This window comes from Micromonospora sp. CA-248260, assembly GCF_050942205.1.
GTDB lineage: Bacteria > Actinomycetota > Actinomycetes > Mycobacteriales > Micromonosporaceae > Micromonospora > Micromonospora antibiotica.
This window is the reverse complement of the sequence record NZ_CP192021.1, coordinates 2,679,726-2,703,011: the sequence shown is the minus strand read 5'-3', so window position 1 is coordinate 2,703,011 and position 23,286 is coordinate 2,679,726. Positions and strand designations below refer to the sequence as shown.

Annotated in this window: 21 protein-coding genes; 14 read left to right on the top strand and 7 right to left on the bottom strand. The window is 71.3% G+C overall.

Annotated elements, in window-relative coordinates:
* Positions 1-332: 332 nt before the first annotated feature.
* The 4 genes from ACQP2H_RS11870 (at position 333) to ACQP2H_RS11855 (ending at position 2,744) form a co-directional block, all read left to right on the top strand.
* Complete coding sequence (locus ACQP2H_RS11870; RefSeq protein WP_433232721.1) at positions 333-1,151, top strand: IPT/TIG domain-containing protein; 819 nt, start codon at positions 333-335, stop codon at positions 1,149-1,151.
* The gene (locus ACQP2H_RS11865; protein ID WP_219460318.1) at positions 1,142-1,705 is read left to right on the top strand and encodes an IPT/TIG domain-containing protein; all 564 of its coding nucleotides are present in this window, start codon (positions 1,142-1,144) and stop codon (positions 1,703-1,705) included. Before ACQP2H_RS11870 ends, ACQP2H_RS11865 begins: the two co-directional genes overlap by 10 nt.
* Positions 1,706-1,764: 59 nt before the next feature.
* Complete coding sequence (locus ACQP2H_RS11860) at positions 1,765-1,878, top strand: LPXTG cell wall anchor domain-containing protein (protein ID WP_433232718.1); 114 nt, start codon at positions 1,765-1,767, stop codon at positions 1,876-1,878.
* Between the two features lie 302 nt (positions 1,879-2,180).
* Positions 2,181-2,744, top strand: coding sequence for a hypothetical protein (locus ACQP2H_RS11855; protein WP_357537297.1), 564 nt, complete (start codon positions 2,181-2,183; stop codon positions 2,742-2,744).
* 41 nt (positions 2,745-2,785) lie between these two features.
* On the opposite strand, the gene ACQP2H_RS11850 is transcribed toward ACQP2H_RS11855, so the two are convergent.
* A complete protein-coding gene (locus ACQP2H_RS11850; RefSeq protein WP_219460308.1) occupies positions 2,786-3,418 on the bottom strand; it encodes a TetR/AcrR family transcriptional regulator in 633 nt (210 codons plus the stop codon).
* Positions 3,419-3,502: 84 nt separating this feature from the next.
* On the opposite strand from ACQP2H_RS11850, the gene ACQP2H_RS11845 reads away from it, so the two are divergent.
* The 3 genes from ACQP2H_RS11845 to ACQP2H_RS11835 all read left to right on the top strand — a co-directional run bounded on the left by ACQP2H_RS11845 (position 3,503) and on the right by ACQP2H_RS11835 (position 7,631).
* Complete coding sequence (locus tag ACQP2H_RS11845; RefSeq protein WP_255597984.1) at positions 3,503-4,123, top strand: CatB-related O-acetyltransferase; 621 nt, start codon at positions 3,503-3,505, stop codon at positions 4,121-4,123.
* Positions 4,124-4,324: 201 nt separating this feature from the next.
* Positions 4,325-4,786, top strand: a complete 462-nt coding sequence (locus ACQP2H_RS11840; protein WP_433232715.1) for a hypothetical protein — start codon at positions 4,325-4,327, stop codon at positions 4,784-4,786.
* A complete protein-coding gene (locus ACQP2H_RS11835; RefSeq protein WP_357537301.1) occupies positions 4,716-7,631 on the top strand; it encodes an ATP-binding protein in 2,916 nt (971 codons plus the stop codon). The genes ACQP2H_RS11840 and ACQP2H_RS11835 overlap by 71 nt, the downstream gene beginning before the upstream one ends.
* Before the next feature lie 103 nt (positions 7,632-7,734).
* On the opposite strand, the gene ACQP2H_RS11830 is transcribed toward ACQP2H_RS11835, so the two are convergent.
* Entirely contained in the window at positions 7,735-8,322 is a 588-nt protein-coding gene (locus ACQP2H_RS11830; RefSeq protein WP_219460297.1) for a helix-turn-helix domain-containing protein, read from the bottom strand.
* Positions 8,323-8,402: 80 nt separating this feature from the next.
* Between ACQP2H_RS11830 and ACQP2H_RS11825 the strand changes: the two genes are divergently transcribed.
* From ACQP2H_RS11825 to ACQP2H_RS11810, 4 genes are all read left to right on the top strand, one after another.
* Entirely contained in the window at positions 8,403-9,467 is a 1,065-nt protein-coding gene (locus tag ACQP2H_RS11825; RefSeq protein WP_433232711.1) for an alpha/beta fold hydrolase, read from the top strand.
* Entirely contained in the window at positions 9,464-10,102 is a 639-nt protein-coding gene (locus ACQP2H_RS11820) for a class I SAM-dependent methyltransferase (RefSeq protein ID WP_433232708.1), read from the top strand. Before ACQP2H_RS11825 ends, ACQP2H_RS11820 begins: the two co-directional genes overlap by 4 nt.
* Complete coding sequence (locus ACQP2H_RS11815; protein WP_433232706.1) at positions 10,102-10,605, top strand: DinB family protein; 504 nt, start codon at positions 10,102-10,104, stop codon at positions 10,603-10,605. Before ACQP2H_RS11820 ends, ACQP2H_RS11815 begins: the two co-directional genes overlap by 1 nt.
* Positions 10,606-10,963: 358 nt before the next feature.
* Complete coding sequence (locus tag ACQP2H_RS11810; protein WP_433232704.1) at positions 10,964-14,062, top strand: FG-GAP-like repeat-containing protein; 3,099 nt, start codon at positions 10,964-10,966, stop codon at positions 14,060-14,062.
* A 116-nt stretch (positions 14,063-14,178) separates the two neighbouring features.
* Here the strand turns inward: ACQP2H_RS11810 and ACQP2H_RS11805 are convergent, their stop codons facing one another.
* Genes ACQP2H_RS11805 through ACQP2H_RS11785 form a run of 5 tightly spaced genes read right to left on the bottom strand, consistent with a single transcriptional unit; the run spans position 14,179 to position 18,912 of the window.
* Positions 14,179-14,937, bottom strand: a complete 759-nt coding sequence (locus ACQP2H_RS11805; protein ID WP_219460282.1) for a hypothetical protein — start codon at positions 14,935-14,937, stop codon at positions 14,179-14,181.
* A complete protein-coding gene (locus ACQP2H_RS11800; protein WP_433232701.1) occupies positions 14,934-15,968 on the bottom strand; it encodes a hypothetical protein in 1,035 nt (344 codons plus the stop codon). The genes ACQP2H_RS11805 and ACQP2H_RS11800 overlap by 4 nt, the downstream gene beginning before the upstream one ends.
* Entirely contained in the window at positions 15,965-17,683 is a 1,719-nt protein-coding gene (locus tag ACQP2H_RS11795) for an AMP-binding protein (RefSeq protein ID WP_357537305.1), read from the bottom strand. Before ACQP2H_RS11795 ends, ACQP2H_RS11800 begins: the two co-directional genes overlap by 4 nt.
* Positions 17,684-17,690: 7 nt before the next feature.
* A complete protein-coding gene (locus tag ACQP2H_RS11790) occupies positions 17,691-17,933 on the bottom strand; it encodes an acyl carrier protein (RefSeq protein WP_219460270.1) in 243 nt (80 codons plus the stop codon).
* Between the two features lie 19 nt (positions 17,934-17,952).
* Entirely contained in the window at positions 17,953-18,912 is a 960-nt protein-coding gene (locus ACQP2H_RS11785; RefSeq protein WP_357537307.1) for a hypothetical protein, read from the bottom strand.
* 277 nt (positions 18,913-19,189) lie between these two features.
* Here ACQP2H_RS11785 and ACQP2H_RS11780 point away from each other — a divergent pair, with 277 nt between their 5' ends.
* The 3 genes from ACQP2H_RS11780 (at position 19,190) to ACQP2H_RS11770 (ending at position 23,158) form a co-directional block, all read left to right on the top strand.
* A complete protein-coding gene (locus ACQP2H_RS11780; protein ID WP_433232697.1) occupies positions 19,190-20,800 on the top strand; it encodes an amino acid adenylation domain-containing protein in 1,611 nt (536 codons plus the stop codon).
* Entirely contained in the window at positions 20,801-21,085 is a 285-nt protein-coding gene (locus ACQP2H_RS11775) for an acyl carrier protein (protein ID WP_219460261.1), read from the top strand.
* 372 nt (positions 21,086-21,457) lie between these two features.
* Positions 21,458-23,158 carry a helicase-associated domain-containing protein gene (locus ACQP2H_RS11770; protein ID WP_433232694.1) on the top strand — a complete coding sequence of 567 codons (1,701 nt, stop codon included), beginning with the start codon at positions 21,458-21,460 and terminating at the stop codon, positions 23,156-23,158.
* The last annotated feature ends 128 nt before the right edge of the window (positions 23,159-23,286 follow it).

Here is a 23,286-nt window from a genome sequence, read left to right as displayed (position 1 = left end):
ACGACGACGTCTTTCTCCGGGAGTCGAACTGCGGCTCAGCCAGCCGCGACAGCTGGCCCGGGCGGACACCGGCGGAGCGCTTCCATTTGGTGCGACCAGGGCCGCAGCCGACATCAGGGGTGGTACCGGCCATGCAGCACAGAAGACCCCGTCCTCGCACGTCACCGATAGACGATCGTACATGAAGGTATCGACGATCGTCTTGATTCCGCGATAAACCGAGAACCGGGTTAACTCCGGTATTCCAATGCTGTGAACAAACTGCCGCCTGCCGCGGTCGACGGGGACGCGCCATCGGGTGGGGACGCGATCCCGCCCAGGTCGACCGGGGCATGACCGGGGCGGACGCACCGTGCTCAGTCGACCTGTCCGCCGAGGTGGCCGGGATAGCAGTGATCACCGCCGGCGCCACCATCGGCACCGCCACCGCGCCGGCCGCCGGGGGCACCGACACCGAGACGCTACTGGCGATCTCGATACCGGGTGCGCTCGGCGTGACCGCCAGCGGCACCGTCGAGGAGGTCACCGCCACCCGGGCGGCGGACGGCTCGTCGGCGTCCGCCAGCGTCAACGGTCTCAACCTGACCGTGCTCGGCATCGACGTGCTGGACGCCGCCGAGGTCACCGCCACCGCCGTCTGCCCGCAGATCGGCGCGACCAGTGCCGACACCACGCTCGTCGGGCTGGAACTGTTCGGCACGACGGTGACGCTGACGGCGAACACTCCCGCCGTCGTGGGCAGCGCGGCAGTGGTGGTGCCGGGGCTGCTGGGCGCGAGTCTGAACGCCTCGTTGACCCGCGTCGAGACGACCACCGCCACCGGCGCCACCGCGATCACCGTGCGGGCCGTCCTCACCCTGTCGGGCACCGTCCTCGTCGTCCCGGTCACCATCCCGGTCGGCATCGTGATCGTGGCCGAGGCCATCTGCGGGCGTCCGGCGGCGGCACCGACCACCGCGACGATCACTCCCGACGAGGGCCCGCAGTCGGGCGGCCAGACGGTGACGATCACCGGCACCGGCTTCGTCCCCGGTGACACGACAGTCACCTTCGACGGGGTGCCCGCCACCGATGTCACGGTCAGTCCCGGCGGCACCGCGCTGACGGCGGTCACCCCGCCCACACGGTCGGACCGGCCGTCGTGGTGGTGACCACCGGCGGCGGTACGGCAGCGCCGCTGGGCTACACCTATCTCCCCGACGGCAGTGGAGCGACCGTGACCGGGCTGACCCCGACGAGCGGGCCGACCTCGGGTGGCACCACGGTCACCATCACCGGGACCGGGTTCACCGCAGCGACCGGGGTGACCTTCGACGGGGTGCCCGGCACCGGGTTCACCGTCAACCCGGCCGGCACCAACCTCGTGGTGAACCCGAACGGCACCTCGCTGACCGTGGTCACCCCACCCGGTTCGCCCGGCGCGGTGGACGTCACCGTCCTGCTGCCCGGCGACGACGTCACCGCGCCTGACGGGTTCACCTACGAACCCGTCCCGCCGCGCATCGACACCGTCAGCCCCGGGCAGGGGCCGACCGGTGGCGGCACCACGGTGACGGTCAGTGGTTCCGGGTTCGTGCCGGGCGGCACCACGGTCACCATCCGCGCCACGACCATCCCGGCCAGCAGGTCACGGTGGCACCGGACGGTCGCTCGTCGACCTTCCGTACGCCGCCCTGCGCGGCCGGTGACACCACTGTCGTGGTAAGCACCGGCGGGGCACGTCCAACGGGTTTACCTTCCGTTACGTGGCGCGGATCCTTGCCGGTGACCGGTGACGCCATCGTCGCGCCGCTGACCATCGGGGTGATGCTCGCGCTCCTGGGCATCGTCCTCCTCCTGCTGACCCGCCGCCGGCAGCGCGCCGGCCGGATCGGCTGACCGGATGCTCCCGGCCAGGGTCCGACCGGACCCTGGCCGGGACGCACGGTCGGGCAGGTGCCGCTGCGGCACTACCATGCCCCGCATGTGGTGGAAGACCGCAGCGGTGCCGACGGTGGCGTTGCCGGCCGCGTCCCTCGGCCGGACCGCGCACCGCCGCGTTCCACCGGGACCTGCAATGGGCCACGGTGGCCCGGGCAGCCCGGAGCCTGTCGTCGGACGTGTCCCCCACCGGCCGGCCAGCGCCGCCTCCGACGAGCACCTGCGCGCTGCGGTGATCCGGGCCGGGACCGTGTGACCTGATGAGTCCCGGTGGTACCGACGTGAGCCTGCTGGAGCTGGTGCTGGGGTTCGTCGTCGCGGTCGTGCTCATCACGGTGATCACGATGATCCTGCGTCGCCGTGGCGGCAGCCGGGACCTGCTGGGCTCCCAGGTACGCGAGCTGCGGGCCCGGGCCGCCGCCGCGTCCCCGAGCGCGGACACCCGCCAGTGGGACGCGGCCACCCGGATCGCCGACGCCCGCAGACACGAAGCCGCCGCCCGGGCCCCCGCCGCTGACGACGTCCCGTCCGACCCGCCGACTGCTGCGGCGTCCGCCGCGGACACGGCCTCCCCCGCCACCGCGGATCGTCCGGCGGCGGACCGGTCGGCTCAGGACCCCACCGCCCCGTTGGAGGGGCGATCCCCGACACCCGACGCGATGGTCGACGCGTTCGCCTGGCTGCGGATCGCGGCACTCGTGGAGGCCGGGCACCGCGAGCAGGCCGTCGACCTGCTCAGCACCACGATGGCCATCTCGACCGACGAGGCGCAGCTGCTCGTCGACGGTCTGGCCGACGCCGGGGGTGAGCGTCGTCCCGACTGACCCGCGTGATCGCTGCGGGCCCGGCCCGGTTCGCTGGTGTGCTACCGGTGGGCGTAGGCGCCCGCGCGGGCGGCGGTGGCGACGCTGCGGGCGACGCGTTCGGGAAGGTCGGCGTCGCTGGCCGCCCGCAGGAGGAGGAGTTCGTGGTACAGCGGGGCGGTTGCGGCGACGAGCAGTTGACGGCTGTCGGTGCCCGCCGGGATCTCACCGCGTTCGACGGCACGCCGGGTGATGTCGGCGCAACGGTCGTAGCGGTCGACCCAGAAGGCGCGTAGGGCCTCGGCGGCCTGGTCGGACCGGAAGGACGCGCCGATGAGCGCGACGGTCACCGGGTCGGTGGTCAGTGCCGCGTACACCTCGTGGTTGGCCGCGACGAGGTCACCTTCGAGTGAGCCGGTGTCGGGTGGGCGCCAGGCGTCGACGCTCGCCTCGTTCAGGACGTCGGCCAGCAGGCCACCGACATCCCGCCAGCGTCGGTAGACCGTCGTGCGGTGGACACCCGAGCGCTCGGCCACCACGTCGATGCTCAGGGAGTCGTAGCCGTGCTGCACCAGCTGGGCGAGCGCGGCGTCGAGTACGCGGCGGCGGACCGCTGCGCTGCGTCCGCCGGGTCGGCGCGCGCGGTCGGTCACCGCCTCGTCGGGGTGATCGCTTGTCGGTCGTGGCGACGCCATGCCACGATGCTATCGCTACAGCCGTAGCCTTAACGAGCGAGGTCCGCCATGCCGCCCGACCCGACGACCCTCCACCCGGTGGCGATGCATCCCCGGGTGGTGTTCCTCAAGCCGCTGGTCACCTCCCCCAAGATCACCGTCGGGGACTACACGTACTACGACGATCCCGACGACGCTGCCGGCTTCGAGCAGCGCAACGTGCTCTACCACTTCGGACCGGAACAGCTGGTCATCGGCAGGTTCTGCGCGATAGCGGCAGGCACCCGGTTCCTGATGGCCGGGGGCGACCACCCGGTCACGGGTCCGTCGACCTTCCCGTTCACCCTCTTCGGCGGCGAATGGGCCGAGCGGACCCTCGACGTCGTGACCGCCATGCCCAGCCGGGGTGACACCGTCATCGGCAACGACGTGTGGTTCGGCTACCGGGCGACGGTCATGCCGGGCGTACGGATCGGCGACGGGGCGATCATCGCCGCCGGTGCGGTGGTCACCACCGACGTGCCGGCCTACACGATCGTCGGCGGTAACCCGGCGCGGCCGATCCGGCAGCGCTTCGACGACGACGACATCCACCGGCTGCGACGGGCCGCGTGGTGGGACTGGCCCGCCGACCTGGTCAACCGGCACTGCCGCGCCCTGATGACGGGCACACCCGCCGAGATCGAACGCATCGCCGTCGAGAACGGGTTGGCACCGGCCCGGTGAAGTCCGCCCCCTGCGGGAATGCGCCGTGGCCGACACAGCGCGGGCCTGCCGCCCATCGGCCACGAAACCGCCTTCGAGGCGGGGCTCGCCCTCATCCTCCGCGGTCTCGTCGCCGAAGCGGCGACCACCGGCCGCCGGCCGAACGTCGCCCGCCGCCCCGGCTGTGTTCCACCAGTGGCGGTGACCCTAGACAATGCAACGATGACCCGTCGTAACACGAAGATCGCCGGGTGGGCGGCCGGCACACTCTGCTCGCTGGGCCTGGTCGGCCTCGGCGTGGCGTTCGTCCGGGTCGGCGTGACGGAGGCCGACAAGTGGGCCAGCACGCTGGGGATCTTCGCCACCGTGCTGGGGTTGGCGCTGACGGCCTACACCTCGGCGGCGACCCGCAGGGCCACGCCGCAGGCCGGGGCCGGGCCGGCCGGTCGGGTCGACAACACGATCCAGGGTGGCGAGTTCGCCCAGTCGGTCATCCAGGCCCGTGACCTGACGCTCGGGGTCCCACCCGCCCCGGCATCCCGGGCGGCCGCCGACGGTGCGGTGACCAACACGATCACGGCCGGCACGTACCGCGGCCCGGTCATCCAGGCCCGTGACGTCGTCCGGCAGCCAGCCGACCCGCCGGCTGCCGACGACGGTGCCGACCCGTCCCGGGCGGGGTGACGTGAAGGGCGACGGGTTCGGACGCCGGCTCTTCGGCCGGCGGACGGACGGAGCGACCTCGAACACGATCACGGGTGGGGTGTTCCTCAACGTGGTGATTCAGGGTCACACCATCAACGTGACCCTGCCGCCGCAGGTCACCCCCGCCGGGCTCCCCCGGGCCACGAAGTCCTTCACCGGTCGGGAAACCGAGGTCGAGCTGCTGCTCAGGGAGCTGGCTCCCGGCGGGAGCACCGGAGCGGGACCGGTCTCGGCGGTGGCCGGTCTGGCCGGGGTCGGCAAGACCGAGCTGGTCGTGCAGGCCGCCACCCGGGCCCGACGACAGCCGGGGTGGTTCCCGGGCGGAGTGCTGTTCGTGGACCTGTCCGGCTACGACCCGCAACGGAGCCTGTCGCCCGGCGCGGCGCTGCTCGGCCTGCTGCAGGCACTGGGGCTGCCCGGTGAGTACATCCCCGCGGGCGAGCAGGACCGCAGTGCGTTGTTCCGCAGCGTGCTGGCCGCCTATGCCGCACAGGACCGGCGGCTGCTGCTGGTGATCGACAATGCGGCAACCGCCGCCCAGGTGACCCCGCTGCTGCCGAGCGACGACAGCACCGCCACATTGATCACCTCCCGACACACCCTGGCGGTCGGGGCCCGACTGCACGACCTCGACGTGTTGGACGTCGAGACGTCCGTTCGGCTCCTGGTCGACCAGTTGGGACAGCTGCGCGGCCCGGCCGACAGCAGGGGGCACGACGAGCCGCAGGCCGCTGCCGAGATAGCCGAACTGTGCGCGGGCCTGCCCCTGGCGCTGCACATCGCCGCCGGTCTGCTGGCCGATCCCGGCACCCGTACGCTGGCCTCCCTCGCGGGGGCGTTGCGCGCCGCACACACCCGGCTGGACCGGCTGACCCGGGAGGACCGTGCGGTGCGCGCCGCGTTCGACCTCTCCTACCGGCAGCTGAACCCCACCCAGGCCCGCCTGTTCCGACTGCTGCCGGTCAACCCCGGCCCCGAGGTCGGCACGGAGGCCGCCGCATGCCTGGTCGACACCGATGCGCAGCGGGCCGAGACGCTGCTGGCGGACCTGGCCCGGGCCCACCTCGTCGCGGCCGGCCCCAGCTGGGGGCGGTGGCGGATGCACGACCTGGTCCGCCTCTACGCCGAGGAGCAGTCGGACTCGGCTGCCGGAGCCGATGCTCCGGATGCCGCCCGTGCCCGGCTGTTCACCTACTACGTCGCGACCACCGCCGCCGCCAGTGTCCAACTGGAGCCTCCGTCGGTCGCCGCCGCGCTCGCCGCGCGCTCCGTCCCGGCGGACGCCCTGGCCCGGATCGAGACCACCTACGCCGCGGCCGGGCAGATGCAGCCGCCCCCGGTCACGGTCACCTTTTCCACGCGGGCACAGGCGTTGGCCTGGTTGGAGATCGAACGGCCCAATCTGATTGCCGTCTGTACGACCGCGGCGACGCACGGGCACCGCACGGCCAGCATCGGACTGGCGTCGCTCCTGTACACGTTCCTGTCGTTCCGTCGGTATCTGTCGGAGCTGATCACGGTCACCGACAGCTTCCGTGCCCTCTGCCGGGAGGCCGGGGACCGGCACGGCGAAGGCATGGCGCTGAGCCACCTCGGCGCGGCCCTCAACGAGGCGGGCCGGTCCGACGAGGCCGTCACCGCCCACATCCGGGCGGTCGAGCTCATCGGGGAGACCGGTGACCGGCACGACGTCGGCGTGGCGCTGAACAATCTCGGCCTGGCACTGCGGGCGGTGGAGCGGTTCGACGAGGCGATCGCCGCCCACACCCGGGCGTTGGACATCTATCGTGAGATCGACGCCCGGCACAGCGAGGGCACGGCGTTGAACAATATCGGCCAGGCGCTGCGGGCGGTGGGGCGGTTCGACGAGGCGGTCATCGCCCACACCCGGGCCGCCGGGATCTGTCGCGAGACCGGGGATCGGCAGGGTGAGGCTCTCGCCCTGAACAACCTCGGCGCGGACCTACAGGGGATGCAGCAGCACGAGCGGGCCATCGCCGTGCACACCCGAGCCGCTGACCTCTTCAGCGAGCTCGACGACCGGCACCACGAAGCTGAGGCACGGCACCATCTGGGCTCGGCGCTGCGGGCGGTGCGGCGGTTCGACGAGGCGGTCGTCGCACACACCCGGGCCGTCGAGCTCTTCCGGGACAGCGGTGACCGGGACGACGAAGGCTTGGCGTTGACCGGCCTCGGCCTGACTCTGCGCAGAGGTGGACGGTGTGCCGAGGCGGCGGCCGCCCACACCCGGGCGGCGCAGGCGTACCGCGAGGCCGGCGACCGGCGCAGCGAGGGCATCGCGCTGAGCAACCTCGGTGTGGCCCTGCAGGACGCGGAACGGTTCGACGATGCCACCGAGGCCTACGAACAGGCAGTGGAGGCGTGTCGCGAGACTGGTGACCGGCCGGGCGAGGGTGTCGCCTCGTACAACCTCGGCAACAATCTGCGGGCGGCGGGGCGGTGCGGGGACGCGGCCGTCGCCCACTCCCGGGCCGCGGGCATCTTCCGGACGGTCGGCGACCGGTACCGCGAAGGCAAAGCGCTGCTCGGCCTCTGCCTGGCCCTGCTCGACACGGGGCCGGCCGACGAGGTTCGACGCCACTATGAACGGGCGGTCGAGGTGTTTGCCGGCGTCGACGAACACGAGAGCGTCGCGCTGGTGCAGCGGTGGCTCGGCAACCTTCACCCGGGAACGATCCCGCCGGGGATCTTCCCGCCGGAGTTCCATCAGGCGGCGTTCGTCGTTCTGATGGGGCTCATGTTCGCCGATGCCCGGTCGGGCAGGTCGCTGCGGGGCGGTCCCGGCGTGCCGGACGGCAGGTAGGCGGGGTAGCCGAGCTCCTGGGCGTTTCTGCGAAGGATGCCGTGGCTGGTCGCGCCACCCTCGGCCTGGCTCGGGTGAGGTGTCTGCTCCTGAGCCGGGTCGTTCAGGTGGGCGATGTCAGGGAGGGCGACAGGTGGGCGCGTTCGCCCTGGGCGCTGAAGAGGGTGAGCAGCTCTGCGGCCTGAGCGTCGGCGCTGCCGATCTGGTGCGGGATGCGGGTGTCGAACTCTGCGGCTTCGCCGGGGCCCAGCTGGTATTCCTGGTCACCGAGGACGAGCCTGACATGTCCGTTGAGTACGTAGAACCATTCGTACCCATCGTGGGTCTGCAGTGTCGTCGTAGCCGATCTGCCGGCCGGTGGATAGATCACCTTGTAGGCCTGGATGCCTCCGGGACGTCTGGTCAGCGGCACGACGGTGAAGCCGGACCGCCGTACCGGCCGCAGGTGGATGCGTGGATCGCCGGTGGGCGGGGCCGCGACCAGTTCGTCGAGCGGGACGCCGTGCGCCCGCGCCAGCGGTAGGAGTTGCTCCAGCGTCGGGCGCAGTTTCCCGTTCTCGAGACGCGACAGCGTGCTTGCGGTCAGGCCGGTCTCTGCCGCCAGGGCGGCCAGGGAGATGTTCCGGGCCTTGCGTAGTGCGTGCAGGCGCGGGCCGACGCCCGCGAGGACGTCGTGCGACGTGACGTTCATGGACCCATGATGCGGATCCGCAACGTTTCTCGCAAATAGGCAACGCTGCTGGTCATGCTGATGGCGGAGGTAGGTAACCGATGCTCACATCAGCAGCAACTTCGCCACCGGCAACACGGTGGTCGCGCACCGTCGCGGCCGCCACGGCCGCGCTCGTCCTGGCGACAGCGTGCACCACCACCGGCGGCAGGACGCAGAACACGACGGCACAGCAGGCGAGCGCCACCATCGCGGCAGGTCACGACGCGGCCACCCGGGATGATGCCCCGTTCAACCGTCAATTCACCCACGAGACAGCCGACGTCGATGGCGTGACGATGCACTACGTCACCGGCGGCACCGGCGAGCCGCTCGTCCTCCTGCACGGCTGGCCCCAGTCGTGGTACTCGTGGCGCGAGATCATGCCGGCGCTCGCCGAGAAGTACACCGTGTATGCGCTTGATCTGCCGGGACTCGGCGACAGCGAGGGTGCGCCGTCCAGTTACGACAAGGCGACCCTGGCCCGCTACGTCCACCGGCTGCTCGTCGACAAGCTCGGGCTGAAGAAGATCAACCTGGCCGGCCACGATCTCGGTGCCGGAGTGGCGTTCCAGTACGCCACACAGTTCCCGGACGAGGTCGTCAAGTACGCCCACCTCGACTATCCGATGCCCGGCCCCGCCCTCAGCGCGAGCGCCTACCGGCAGGCGAGCTGGCACATGTCGTTCCACCACCAGGACGGGTTCCCCGAGTTGTTGGTCGACGACGACGTCCGTGACTACCTGTCTCTTTTCTACGGGTATGTTGCCTACGGTGGGGTCAGCTTCGGCGGGCCGGGCGCGAAGGCTCCCTTCACCGCACAACAGATTGACGAGTACGCCCGCACGTACCAGCGCCCGCAAGTCCTGACCGGCGGGTTTGAGCTCTACCGCACCCTGGACCAGGACGAACGGGACAACAAGGCCGCGAAGCCGATCACCATGCCGACGATGCTGCTGACGGCCGAAGGCACAATCGACTTCACCCGCTCGACGGTCCGGCCCCTCATGCCCACCATCACCCGCGCCGTGGAGGTGCCCAGGGCCGGGCACTGGCTGATCCAGGAGAACCCGGAATTCGTCACCACCGAACTGGTGACGTTCTTCGCGAGGGGGGCGGACCGGTGACCGGTGCACTCGATGCCGAGTCGTTCTGGGAACAGCACCACCGCGCCCGGCGCGGCGGCTCCGCTGGGAACCCCAACCCGGTGCTGGAGGAGACAGCCGGGACACTGCCTCCCGGCGATGCCCTCGACCTGGGATGTGGCGCCGGCGGCGACACCATCTGGCTTGCCCGGCACGGCTGGCAGGTCACCGCTGTGGACATCTCAACCGCCGCCGTGGAACGGGTGTGGGCACGCGCCCGGCAACTCGGCGTCGACGGCCGGGTGACCGGCGAACAGCACGATCTGGCCCGGAGCTTCCCCGACGGGCAGTTCGACCTGATCTCCGCGCAGTATCTGCACACTCCCTTCGCGCTGGACCGCGGGCGAGTACTGCGTACCGCGGCGCACGCGCTGCGCCCCGGCGGTCATCTCCTGATCGTCGACCACGGCTCGACCGCGCCCTGGTCGTGGAACAGAGATCCCGACACGCATTACCCCTCACCCGGCGAGACCGCAGCCGAGCTGGCCCTCGACCCGGCCCGGTGGTCCGTCGTACGCGCCGACATGCCGCGCCGCCGGGCCACCGGACCGGGAGGCCGGAGCGCCACCGTCACCGACAACGTTCTGCTCATCCAACGACATGATCGGAGAAGCTGATGCCGCCGACCACCCGAACCAGGAAACGCAAGGACACCGGGCCCGGATGGACCGCCCCCGGGGAGAAGGACACTCTGGTCGGCTTCATCGACTACCTCCGCAATGCGATCATGGACAAGGTCGCCGGCGTACCGGAGCCCGAGGTCCGCACCGCCGGCGTGCCCTCCGGCACCAACCTCCTCGGGTTGATCAAACACATGACCGCCGTCGAGCGGTTCTACTTCCTCGAAGAACCGATCACCAACATGCGCCGCACTTTCCAGCCCACTCGTGACGACACCGTCGACGGCCTGCTCGCCGGCTATCGGGCAACGATCGTGCAGGCGAACCGGGTCATCGAGACCTGGACCGAGCTGACCCAGCCGGCACCCCGGCCGCCCGGCCGTGGCGCCCTGCCGCCGTCGCAGCGATGGGTGCTGGTCCACATGATCGAGGAGATCGGACGCCACGCGGGGCACGCGGACATCATCCGCGAGAGGATCGACGGGTCCACCGGCCGCTGACAGCCACTGCGGCCAACTCTCAGCTCCCTCAGCCAGCCTGAAAGCGCCGATAATTGGTGGCTGGGCGGTAAAATGCCCGTTAAATATCCTCGACAGTCGCTCGGAAAAACAATTAATCCGGCCCGAGTGGACGCGCCACACAGCACAGTGGACTTCGATGTCGATCGAAATTATTCTCCGTGCCATGCTCCGTAGACATCGAAGGACATTCCTCTTCCTGGCAACAATTCTGGTATCAGCACTGGTGGCCGGCCTGGCCGGGCCGGGCCGGGCGGGGGTGGGAGAACCGGCCAGAGCCGCGGCGAAGGCGGCTTTCCAGGCGAAACTGGCGACATTCGGGGCGCGGCTGGCCGATGCGGTGCCCGACACCATAACGGTCGAGATCCCGTTGGATGCCGAGGTCGACCGCGCCGTGTTGGCGGCCAGGGTCAACGAACTCAACAACCGCAATCCGCTGTTCAGCGACACGATCCGGGAGGAGATCGAGCGTTACCAGCCGGATCTACCGCCGGGAGGTGGGGCTCTACACTGGGTCGATGTCGACGGTCAGGTCACGCTGACAAGCACCAGCCTGGTGTTCACCCTGGAGGCGGACGACGACCATCCCGATCTAACCTGGTATCAGGACCTGATTCTGGCCGCGATCGGGTGGGGCCTGCAGTGGGCCCTGACGGCGATCTGCGGGCTCATTGTTCCGGCCTTCGTGCTGACCTGCGGGGCGGTGGGAGGGTTCCTCGCCGGGTTCACCACCTGGATCATCAAGGCCCACTGGGAGAACCGGCTGGACGACTGGCACCAGTATCTCTACGCGTTCGCCGCCGGCCTGGCCGGGGCCGCCGCCGGCACGTTCCAGGCGTTCTGGGAGTCCCGATTCGGTGATTGGATCAGGTCCGGCGAGGGGCGAGAGTGGGTCTTGAAGCAAATGAAGGCGATCGCGGCGAAGTGGAGGAACTCGTGGTGGCCCGCCCTCGCCGACACCATCTCCGCGACCGCCGACTGGGTGGCAGCCCGTTGGGGCGACATATGGGCGGCGGTACAGCGGCCTCCGGCACCCACGCCGCCACCGCCACCGCTGTCGCTGCGCGTCATGCCATTGGGTGACTCGATCACGCAGGGTGTCGGCGGAAGCCCGGCCGGGACCGGCTACCGGGCCCGGCTGTGGGACCTGCTGTCGGACCAGCCGGGCGCACTGGACTTCGTCGGCTCGGTGGACACCGGTGAGCTGCCGGACACCAACCACGAAGGTCACCCAGGCTGGAAGATCAACCAGATCAACAGCCTGGTGCGTGACTGCCCGGTGGCCCGCTACCGCCCCAACGTAGTCACCCTGCACATCGGGACGAACGACCTGCGCAGCGCCGTCGACATCCCGGCCACCGTGGGGCAGCTGCGCACGTTGATCAACACCACTCTCCGGCGTGGCCCGGAGTCCACCGTCTTCGTGGCCACCCTGGTGCCGTCGCTGTCGCCGGACATCAACGCGCGGGTGCAGCAGTACAACGCGCAGGTGGTGAGCCTGGTCGGCGAACTGCGCGCCGTCGGACGGCCGGTGCGGCTGGTCAGCATGAGCGCGGTGACTGCCGCCGACATGACCGACGGGCTGCACCCGAACAACACCGGGTACCGCAAGATGGCCGACGCCTTCGACGGCGCGATCGACAGCGCGCTGACCGAAGGACTGATCCGGCCGCCGCGTACGGGCGATCCCGGGGCGTGTGGTGTGCCGCCCAGCACGACCCCGCCGCCGACCGGTCCTCGACCGGAGGGCTGGAACTACGTCGGCGAGGTCGCCGCCGGGGCCGGCCCGCGTGAGCAGGTCCGGTTCGCCGACCTCAACGGCGACGGCCGCGACGACTACCTGCTCGTCGGCGACCAGGGCCAGGTCAGGGCCTGGCTCAACGCCGGTGTCGGCAACGGCGTCAGCTGGCAGAGCCGGGGGCAGGTCGCCTCCGGATCCGGGCCCCGCGAGCAGATCCGGTTCGCCGACCTCAACGGCGACGGCCGCGACGACTACCTGGTGGTCGGCGACCAGGGTCAGGTCAAGGCGTGGTTCAACGTCGGCGTCGGCGACGGGGTGGCCTGGGCCGCCCAGGGTGAGATCGCCTCGGGCGTGGGTGCGACCCGCGACCAGATCCGGTTCGCCGACATCGACGTCGACGGCCGCGACGACTACCTGGTCGTGGACAGCGTGGGTCGGGTCAGGGCCTGGCAGAACAACATCGGTGGTGCCGGCTCCCCGTGGGGTGGGCTCGGTGAGATCGCCTCGGGCGTCGGCGCCAACGGCAACCAGGTCCGCTTCGCCGACCTCAACGGTGATGGCCGGGACGACTACCTGGTGGTCGACGAGCAGGCCGGGATCCGCGCCTGGCTCAACAACATCGGCACCGGCGGTCGACCGTGGGGCTACGAGGGCACCGTCGCCGGTGGGGCCGGCGTAACCAGTGCCGAGTTGGACCTGGCCGATCTGAACGGCGACGGCCGCGACGACTACCTCAAGGTCGGCGCGAGCGGCCAGGTCACCGCCTGGCTCAACGACCGGTACGGCCGCCCGGACCCGTGGGCCTGGCAGGGGCTGATCGCCAGCAGCGGCGCTCCACGTCAGCAGGTGCGGTGGGCGGACCTGAACGGCGACGGCCGCGACGACTACCTCGTGGTCGGCGGCCAGGGGCAGGTCAGCGCCTGGTTCAACGTCCGGGACAGCGGTGGTGTCGGCTGGGACTGGCGGGGCGAGGTGGCCTCCGGTTCGGGTCCGCGTGAGCAGATCCGGTTCGCCGACCTCAACGGCGACGGCCGCGACGACTACCTGGTGGTCGGCGACCAGGGCCAGGTCAAGGCCTGGCTCAACGCCGGCACCGGCAATGCGGTCGCCTGGTCGTCGATCGGGCAGGTGGCTGCCGGCTCCGGCCCGCGCGACCAGATCCGGTTCGCCGATGTGAACGGCGACAACCGGGACGACTACCTGGTGGTCGGCGACCAGGGCCAGGTCAAGGCCTGGCTCAACGCCGGCACCGGCAACACCGTCAGTTGGGCGTCCCAGGGCGAGGTCACCTCGGGCTTCGGTGCGGCCGGGGCAACGGTCACCTTCGCCGACCTCAACGGCGACCGCCGGGACGACTACCTGGTGCTGGGTGAGTACGGCCAGGTCCGGGCGTGGATCAACAACCGGGGCGGGCCGGGCAGCGCCTGGCTCTCCCGGGGCGAGATCGCCTCGGGCGTGGGGTACCCGCGAAGCCAGGTCGAGCTGGCGGAGATCAACGGCGACCGCCGTGCCGACTACCTGGTCCTGGACGACCAGGGCGGAGTACGGGCCTGGTTCAACAACGAGGCTGCCGGTGGCCCGGCGCCGGGTAACCCCCCGGTGATGCCGGGCGACCCGACCCCCGCTCCCCCCAACGACAACGGATCCCGGCAGACCAACGTCCTGCCGCTCTGCGTCGCGAACCGGTGCCCGCACTGACGGGCTGACCCGTCGGGGAGGCGCGGCGACCTCCGCGCCTCCCCGACCGGCCCGCCTCCGCAGGATCGCGTCGCCTTCGGCGTGATCCTGTCCGGCCCGCCACGGCTCCGGGTCGGTCACGGCTCGATGCTGGTGTACTCACAAACCGCCGCCGGAAAACCGCCCGGGCCGAAGCGCAGCTCGACGACGTGCCCGCGTTCGGTCCTGGTGACCGCTGGTGTGATCGACTGACCGGCCCGCGCCGGTCGCAGGTACCAGCACCGGCTGGTGTCGGTACGGCCGGGCGGCACCCCCGCGTCGGCCAGCGCGTTCTCGCCGCGCTCCAGGTAGCACGCGAAGAAGACGTGGTCGTTCAGATCCGTCTCGCGGTCGCTGAAGGTGAAGCCCGCCGTCTCGGCTCCGCCGCTGCGGGGTCGTCGCGGCGACTCCGGCAGCAGCGGCGAGTCGCCGCCGAAGCCCGGGGGTGCCTCGGTGCGCGGTGTGGGTCGTGCGCTGGTGCCGCTGTCCAGCCAGGTCCACCTGCTGGTCCACACCGCTACCACGGTGCCGTCGGCGGCGCGCAGGGTCAGCTCGTCGTGCCCGCCGTACCAGCCACGCCGGTCAGGACCGAGGGTGACGGCCAGTTCGGCGTCGAGCGGCGCTCCGGGGAGCACCCGCACCGGCGGGGTGTACGCCTCCACGTACCGCACCACGGCACGGACCCGGTGCCGTTCGAAGTAGGACCAGCGGTCGAGGCCGGCCATCTCCTGCCACCAGCCGGCGGAGACCTCGTCGAGGAGGTGCACCAGCTGGGTCGGTTTCAGGGTGCCCCGCTGGGTGATGGCCGGATAGCGCGCCTCGGTGCCCGCGCGGTACACCCTGGACCCGACGGTCACGGCAGCTGCCCCTGCGGTCGGCCGGGCCGCCGCGGTTTGATGGTGGTGCTCACCGCGACCGGACGGGTCCGGCCCCCGCAGTGGTGTACCGCCATCGGGCCCTCCGCCCGGCAGGCGCAGGGCAACACCCGGTTGAGGCTGGAGCCGATGCAGAAATCCTCGTAGGCGGTCCGGTCGCCGGGAAGCAGGCGGGCCAGCAGCGCCATCACCGGGTCCACCGCCTTGATCCGGCCGTCGTCGTCGCGCACCTCCAGCCAGGCGTGGTCGAGGTCCATCATCCCGATCAGCCAACCCCGCCGGGCGTACGCCTCGTAGCCCATGGCCCGGCACTCCCGTTCGAGATACAGGCTGGCGGAGACGCAGTTGACCACCCCGTTGGCGAGCGTGTCGTCCGGGTCGACCTGCCAACTGGACGGCAGCATCTGGAAACGCGGCCCGCCATGGCGGATACCGGCGAAGAGCCGGGCCAACCGGGGGGAGACGATCCGGTCCGCCCGGCCGGCGGTGACCAGGTCCAGTTCGACGGCGACCAGGTCGGGCACGGCCGGGAGCCGTACCTCGTCGTCGGTCAGGGTCACGGGCCCGGCGGCGCTGGTCCAGCCGGAGGCCGTGCCACCGCTACGCTCCGGCACCGGTCGGTGCAGCAGCCAGCCGGGGCCCGTGCCGCATCCGCCGTCCGGACACCTCATCGTCGCGGTCATCCGCCAGGACCTCGGTTCCGTCCAGGTGGCGGCGGGCTTCAGGGAGAACCGGAACGCGAACTCCCAGCCGATCTCCGGGAGGCTGTTCCCGGTGCCCGAGTAGAGGCCCAGATTGATGAGGTCGTAGTGGCAGAATCGCCGTTCGTCGCCCGCGCCGGTGACCGGTAGCCCGGCTTCGACCAGCAGCTCCAGCGTCTCGGCGGAGCAACGCAGCAGCCCCAGCGCGCCCGCCTGGTCGACGGTGACCTTGCGGTGGGCCGGCGGGACGAGGGTGATGCGGCGCAGCGCGGCGAGCCACCTGTCGGTCTCCGCCACGGTGACCGCGCTCACCGCGGCCACGCCCCGGGGTCGGCGGAGTCGTAGAGCACCTCGCCGGGAAGGGAGCCGTCCGTGGCGGCCCGGAACATGGGCCGCCGTCGTGGTTTACCGCTGGTGGTACGCGCCACCGCGGGCGCGGGCACGCTGAGCACCCGGACCCGTACGCCGGGGCCGCCCTCCCGGCCGAGTATCCGCGCGACCTCCGCGGCCCACGGACCTGGCCGCTGCCGGATCAGCGCATGCAGTACGGGTGTGTGGCCGGCGGAACCGGCCAGGACCACGACGCGTTCCGGGGAGAGGCCGTCGACGCCGGCGAGGCGGGCCTCCAGGTCCTCCGCGTAAAGGTTGCGTCCGCGTACCTTGAGGCTGTCGCCGGCCCGGCCGAGGACGAACAGTTGGCCGTCGTGGAGGAAGCCGTGGTCGCCGGTGCGCAGCCGGCCGCTGACGAAGGCGGCGTCAGTGGCATCGGCCCCGTGGTATCCGGCGGCCATCGACCGGCCGGTCAGAGCGATCTCCCCGACGACGGCGGGCGGCAGCGGTCGGCCCTCGTCGTCGACGATGGTCACCGCGACACCGTCGCGGGCATCGCCGCAGCCGATCAGCCAGTCGTCGTCGGCCGACGGGTCGGTCCCGACCTCCTCGACGGCGGTCACCTCGACCGGCTCGCCGGGGCTCAGCTCGCCGGCGACCCGGAGCGCCACCGGTGGTGGCGCCAGGTGCAGGCCGGTCGCGACGAGGGTGTTCTCGGCCAGCCCGTACGCGGGTAGGAAGGCCCGGGTGCGGAACCCGTGCGGGCCGAGCAGCGCCGCGAACGACTCCAGGGTGCGTCGGCTGACCCGTTCGGCTCCGACGATCGCGGCCCGCCAGTGACTGAAGTCCATTCCGGCCAGGTCGTCGGGGCCGATCCGCCGGGCGGCGTAGGCGTAGCCGAAGGTGGGTGCGGCGGTCAGCGTCGCCCCCCACTCGCCGAAGCAGGACAGCCAGCGTCGGGGCGAACGGATGAACTGGTCCGGTCGCATGGCCAGGATGTCGCTCTGATTGAGCACCGGGGCCAACGTGCAGCCGATCAGCCCCATGTCGTGGTAGGTCGGCAGCCAGGTGGCCGTCACGTCCGCAGCGCCCATGTCGAGCCAGCGGCGGATCGCGGTGATGTTGGCCAGGAGGTTGTCGGCGCGGATCGCCACCGCCCGGGGGTGGCCGGACGATCCGGAGGTGAACTGGACCAGTGCCACCTCGTCCCCGGCCGGTGGCGTCGGGTCGTCGACGGCAGGCGTGGCGGGACGGCCCGGCCGCACGTCGCCCGGCTGGTCGGGACCCGCGACGGTCAGCACGGTCACCGCCAGTCCGGCGGCGGCTGCGGCGCTGCGGGCGGTCCCGGCCAGGTGCGGGTCGACGAGCACGGTGTGGGTGCCGGCGACCCGCATCAGGTGGGTCAGTTGCTCCGGGTACGCCGCACCCGCGCCGAGGCCGGCGGGCGGTGGCATCGGGTTGACCACACCACCGGCTGCCAGCACCCCGAAGAAGCCGGCCAGGAACGTCTCCGGTGACACCAGCAGGAGCGAGACCACCTCACCCCGGCGCAGTCCCGTGTCGCGCAGCAGTCCGGCCACGGTCAGTGCGGCGGCGGCGAGCGAGGGGAAGTCGTGCCGGGCCCAACCGGCGTCGTCGGTGGCCACCCGCAGCCCGTGGCCGGTGCGCGGCTCGGTGAGCCAGCCGGTCAGGCTCATGGTGTCGTCATCCGGTCGCCTGGCTGACCAGCGCCACCACGTCGGCGACCGTGACGACGTCCATCGCCTCGTCGTCGGAGATCGGTGCCAGGTCGAACCTTCTCTCCAACGCGACCGCCAGTTCGATCAGTGCGAGCGAGTCGAAGTGCAGGTCGTCGACGAGCCGCTGGCCGTCGGTGACGTCCCCGGCCGGGTGGGGTGCCATGCTGGCCACCAGTTGGCGGACCGTCACCTCGACGGGCTCTGCCATCGGACTTTCTCCTTTTTCCTCAGCTCAGGCTCCGGATCGGATGTGGCACGCCGTGACGGTTCTCGTAGTCGGCGACGGCCCGCTCCTCGGCGGCATGCCACACCTCGGTGACCTGTGCGTCGACGTCGTCGAGACCGGCGGCGCGCACGCGGCGCAGCAGCGCGTCCCGGGCGGTGTCCCACTGGTCACGCAGTTGCCGGCCCCGGGCCCGCACCACCATCGGCAGCGCCGACGGGTTGCGCCGCTCCGGTCCGACCAGCACGTGGACCACGTACGGGACGGCGTCGAGGACCTGGTCGCCGACGAGCCGGCGGCGGCCGTCGACCACCCCGTGGCGCATCGCCCAGACGCCGAAACCGACGTGCCGGGACTCGTCGCGGATCACGTTGCGCAGTCCCTCGGCCAGCACGGGCAACTGCCCGCAACGGCGGACCGCTTCGGCCACCGAGCGGAGCACGACCAACGCGAGGGCCCCCTCGGCCACCACGTGGTAAGTGGTCACCGCGGCGTACCAGGCGTCGAGGTCGTCCGGGTCGCGGCGTACCCGTTCGGTCTGTTCCAGCAGGTACGCGTCGAACAGCTCCACGGTGGCGGCGGAGGCGTCCGCCCGGCACCGTCGCGCGTACGCGTGGGTTGGCTCGGTGGATCCCTCCACCGCCTGGAGGTAGCCGAGGAAGAAGATGCTGTGCCGGCTCTCGTCCACGAGCTGGCTGGAGAGGTAGAACTGGGCGGCCTGGGTGGGGGCCGCGTACACCAGGGGGGTCAGTAGTCGGGCGACGGCGACCTCACCGACGGCGAGTTCGACGAGAGCGGCCCTGAGTTCCTGGTGGAGGAAGGGCCGCAGCGCCTGCCACGCCGGTCGGTCGGCGGCCATCGCCAGGTCCTGGGTGGACCAGTTCTGCCGCTCCCAGCGCAGGTACAGGCTCTCGGGAGTGGTCTCCCGGTCGTCGATGAGCTGTTCGTCGAGAACGGCCGTCACCGTGGGACTCCTTTCCCGTGGCCGCCCTGCGTCACGGGGCCGCACCGGTGGCAGCCGGCAGTTGGACCGGCCCGAGGAACGGCATCGACCAGTGGTCACCTAGAGAATCGGCGAGTGGGTGCCGGGTGTCAAGCAGGGTCTCGGGCACTGCTCGGGCAGCGAGTTCGCTGTGCTCTGGCCGTGCTTCTCCGCGTCCTCTGTGGACATGTTCGTGTGGTAGAAAGGCAGGAATTTTCGTCGGCGTCACCGACTACGAGGTCCGGAGGGGAGGCCCGCCATGGGGATACCGGCCGTGGCGCGTGGCAGCCTCGTCGATCTGGTCCGCGAACAGGCCGAGCGTGACGCGTCGAGTGTGGCGGTGGCCGACGAGGGCGATGTGCTGACCTACGGCGACCTGGAGCGGGAGAGCAGCCGCCTCGCCCACGTCCTGGCGGCCCGTGGACTCCGGCCGGGTGACCGGGTCGTCCTCCTGCTCCCCCGGTCCGCCGCGGCGATCTGCGCCATCTTCGCTGTGTTGAAGTGCCGTGGCGTCTACGTTCCGCTGGACACCGCCGGTCCGCCGGCCCGGCTGCGGCCCCGGATCGTCGCGGCCGAGCCACGGTTGACCATCGGTGATGCCTCCACCCACCGCCTGCTCCGGCAGTGCTGGGACGGTCCGTCGGCCGTGACGGTCTGGCTCACCGACCCGCCGCCGGAGGCCCGGCGACCGCAGGACGTCGTGGCGGCCGAGATCGCTGCCGCACCGGCCACGCCACCGGCCACCGAACCGACCCCCACCGACCTCGCGTACCTGCTCTTCACCTCAGGTTCGACAGGGGTGCCGAAGGGAGTGCCGATCACGCACGAGAGCGTGCTGTGGCTGGCCTCCTGGGCGCGGGAACACTTCCAACTGACCAGCGTGGACCGGCTCTCCTGCCACTCGGCCCTGTCGTTCGACTTCTCCGTGCTCGACATCTACTCGGCCGTGGCGGCCGGCGCGTCGCTGCACCTTGTCCCGGCGCACTACAACCTCGTACCTGATCTGCTGGCGCGGTTCATCCGTGAGTCGCGGCTGACCCAGTGGTCGTCCGTGCCGTCGGTTCTCATGGCGATGGCCAACCGTGGGGTGGTGCGGGACATGCCGGAGCTTCGCCGGTTGATCTGGTGCGGGGACGCCTTTCCGGTCGACGGCCTGCGCCACTGGATGGCGAACCTGCCGCACGTCCGGTTCACCAACCTCTACGGGCCCACCGAGACCACCGTCGCGAGCAGTTACTACGACGTCGGGTCGATGCCGGCGCCGGGTGCCGACGTGCCGATCGGCACCGCGCTGCCCGGTGAACGCCTGGGAGTGTTCGACGAACACCGGCGGCCGGTGCCGACCGGCGTGGTCGGTGACCTCCACATCGCCGGGGTCGGACTCAGTCCGGGGTACTGGCGAAGCCCGGCGGAGACGGCGGCGGTGTTCGGCACCGTCGAGGGTGACGACTCCACCCGCTGGTACCGCACCGGGGACCGGGCCAGCCTCGACGAGGAGGGACTCGCCCACTTCCACGGTCGTGGTGACCGGCAGATCAAGTCCCGCGGTTACCGGGTCGAACTGGACGAGATCGCCCGGGTGGCGCGGCAACTGCCGGAGTTCGCCGACGTGGCGATCGTGGCGGTGGATTCACCCGAGGCCGCCGGGCGCGAGATCGGCATCGCCTACGTGGCCGCCGGCGACCGGCCGCCGGACCACGCGGCGGTACGGTCCGCACTGGCCCGGACGTTGCCCCCCTACATGTTGCCGACGCGATGGCTCGCAGTGGGTGCGATCGACACGAACAGCAACGGCAAGATCGACTATCCGGCGCTGACCCGACGGTTCCTCGACCATGCCGATGCGGCCCCGCCCAGGACGGAGACCTAGATGTCGTCACCCACCACCTGGCCGGCGCCGTTCGAGGCGATCCTGCGCCGTTACCTGGCGGCGCTCTCCTCGGCTCAGGACATCCCGGCGGAGCCTCTCGTCGACCTCGGCCTGGACTCGTTGCGGGCGACAGCGCTCCTGGCGGAGTTGGAGAAGGAGTTCGGTGTCGACTTCGGCGACGAGGTGCTCGACCCCGCGTTGTTCTCCGGTGCCGGCCACCTGTGGACCGTGGTCCAGGACCTGATGGACGATCCCTCCTCGCGCACCGGGCAGACCGTGGGTTGATCCGGGCGCGGCAGACGGCTCCGGTGCGGTTGGACCCGTCCGGTCGCGGTCGAACGGATCACCAATTCGTGGAGGTCGGCCTCCGGAAAATCGGCAACCCACGCCTGGCGACCGAGCACCTGTTCGCGTCGACCGTGCCGCTGGCCTACGACCAGCAGCCGGACCCGGCCCAGGTCGCCCCTGGCCGCGTGGTGTCCTTGCCGGGCGGGTCCCGTCACGCGCAACGGGTTCGCGCGGTTGGATCCAGGGGTCGCCGGATGTTCTGGGAGTGCAGTCGTGAGTCCATTTGATCAGCTTGCTGGCCTTGACCTGCCGACCCTTCAGGCGTTGGAGACAGCTCTGGCGCTGGGTGGCCTGGTCACCGAGGCGGAGGTGTCGGCGTTGGTCGGCGCCGACGCGACGCCGTACCTGCAGCGCGCCACCGATGCGGGGCTCGTCAGGCGACTGCGGGGCCGACTCACGGTGAGCGGCGTCGTGCGAGAGGTCTTCTCCCGGCCGCTGGGTGTCGGCCCGGCCGCTGGTCAGCTCGCCGCCGCGTTGAGCGCCGATGACCTGAAGGTGGTGGCGCGCAACCTGGGGCTGGCCGCGAAGGGCCGTAAGGCGGAACTGCTGGCGGAGGTGGAGGAGTTCTTCCACGACATGGACAACGTGCACGCTCTGGTGAAGCGGATGCCGGCCGCGACCCGGGCGGCGGTGGAGGAGGCTGACCGCGACGGTGGACAGGTCCGTCGCTACGGGGGCAGCAGCATGGCACACCGGAGTCGGTTCACGGACCGCTACCGGCGGGTGCATCCGCTGGACTGGGCCGAGGAGCACGGGCTGGTCTACCGCGTGACCTGGGAGGACTATCAGCTGGCAGGTCAGGTCGCACTCGCTGTGCGAGAAGCGGACTACCGCGCTCCGTTCCAGCCACAGGAGCCGCTGGTTGCCTGGCATACGCCGCAGCCTGCGTCAGTGCGCCGCGACGCACAGGCCCAGGGTATCGCTGTGGTCGGCCTGTTGTCGGCGCTGCTGGACGGGGCGGGACGGGAGCCCCTCGCTACGGTCAAGGCTGGCGGCGTGGGCGTGCGCGAGTTGACCCGGACGGCGAAGACGCTGGGCGTGACGGTTCCGACCGCCCGGCTGCTACTGGCGGTGGCCCATGAGGCCGGGCTGGCCGACCTCGATGAACGCGTGGTCCCGACGGCCGCGTACGACCGCTGGCTCAAGCTCGGCCTGCAGCAGCGGCTCGCGGTGATGCTGAAGGCGTGGCGCGACCTGGACTATCTGCCGTCGTCGCAGACCGGGCCGTGGGTTGCGGAGCACCACCAGAACTGGTCGGCCCGCGCCCGGATGGCAGTACTGCAGGCGTTGGGCGACCGGGCGACGACAGATCTGGAGCACGCGGCGCAGTGGATATGGTGGTGGCAGCCGCTGGCCTTCGGCGGTACCACGACCGTACGTGGCCTGCTGGACGAGGCCGCGACGTTGGGGGCGCTCGGCGCGGGGGCCGTGAGCCCGGCCGGGCAGGCGCTGCTGGCCGGCACGGACATCGCCAAGGCGGTGGGCGACCTGGGTGAGGTCGCCCGTACGGCCCGGCTGCAGGCGGACCTGACCGCTGTCGTGGCGGGAACACCGAGCCCGGAGCTGGCTGAACTCCTCGGCGCGACCGCCGTCGTCGAGTCCCGGGGCACAGCGACGACCTGGCGCTTCAGCCCAGCGACGGTACGCGGCGCATACGACGCGGGCTGGACCGAGCAGCGCCTGGTCAGAGCCCTGAGGAAAATCGCCGACGGCGGACTGCCACAACCACTGGTCTACCTGCTCGCCGATGTCGCCCGCCGACACGGGTCGGTACGGGTCACGCCCGTGGCCAGCACCCTGGTCAGCGACGACACCGCGCTGCTGGCCCAGATCGTCGCCGACAAGCGGCTGGACAAGCTCAACCTGCGGCTGCTCGCCCCGACCGTGCTCGCCAGCCAAGCCACCACGGCCGACACGATGGCCACCCTACGTAAGGCCGGCTACGCACCCCGCCAGCAGGACGCCGACGGCCGCGACGTCATCGAGAAGACCCGCCGCCATCGCGCCTGACGAGCCGGGGAACACCTTGGTTCACTCCTCTGTCGGCAGAGTTCCGGGTTTGAGGGCTGAGGGTGACCGGGCGTCGAGGAGAGCGCGGGGGCTGAATACCAGATCCGCTCTTCCCTGCCCCGCTGACC

Bases quoted from the DNA above. Each gene is read 5' to 3' on its own strand.
- ACQP2H_RS11870 (WP_433232721.1), top strand. From the start codon at position 333: ATGACCGGGGCGGACGCACCGTGCTCAGTCGACCTGTCCGCCGAGGTG.
- ACQP2H_RS11855 (WP_357537297.1), top strand. From the start codon at position 2,181: ATGAGTCCCGGTGGTACCGACGTGAGCCTGCTGGAGCTGGTGCTGGGG.
- ACQP2H_RS11850 (WP_219460308.1), bottom strand. From the start codon at position 3,418: ATGGCGTCGCCACGACCGACAAGCGATCACCCCGACGAGGCGGTGACC.
- ACQP2H_RS11845 (WP_255597984.1), top strand. From the start codon at position 3,503: ATGCATCCCCGGGTGGTGTTCCTCAAGCCGCTGGTCACCTCCCCCAAG.
- ACQP2H_RS11840 (WP_433232715.1), top strand. From the start codon at position 4,325: ATGACCCGTCGTAACACGAAGATCGCCGGGTGGGCGGCCGGCACACTC.
- ACQP2H_RS11830 (WP_219460297.1), bottom strand. From the start codon at position 8,322: ATGAACGTCACGTCGCACGACGTCCTCGCGGGCGTCGGCCCGCGCCTG.
- ACQP2H_RS11825 (WP_433232711.1), top strand. From the start codon at position 8,403: ATGCTCACATCAGCAGCAACTTCGCCACCGGCAACACGGTGGTCGCGC.
- ACQP2H_RS11815 (WP_433232706.1), top strand. From the start codon at position 10,102: ATGCCGCCGACCACCCGAACCAGGAAACGCAAGGACACCGGGCCCGGA.
- ACQP2H_RS11795 (WP_357537305.1), bottom strand. From the start codon at position 17,683: ATGAGCCTGACCGGCTGGCTCACCGAGCCGCGCACCGGCCACGGGCTG.
- ACQP2H_RS11790 (WP_219460270.1), bottom strand. From the start codon at position 17,933: ATGGCAGAGCCCGTCGAGGTGACGGTCCGCCAACTGGTGGCCAGCATG.
- ACQP2H_RS11780 (WP_433232697.1), top strand. From the start codon at position 19,190: ATGGGGATACCGGCCGTGGCGCGTGGCAGCCTCGTCGATCTGGTCCGC.
- ACQP2H_RS11775 (WP_219460261.1), top strand. From the start codon at position 20,801: ATGTCGTCACCCACCACCTGGCCGGCGCCGTTCGAGGCGATCCTGCGC.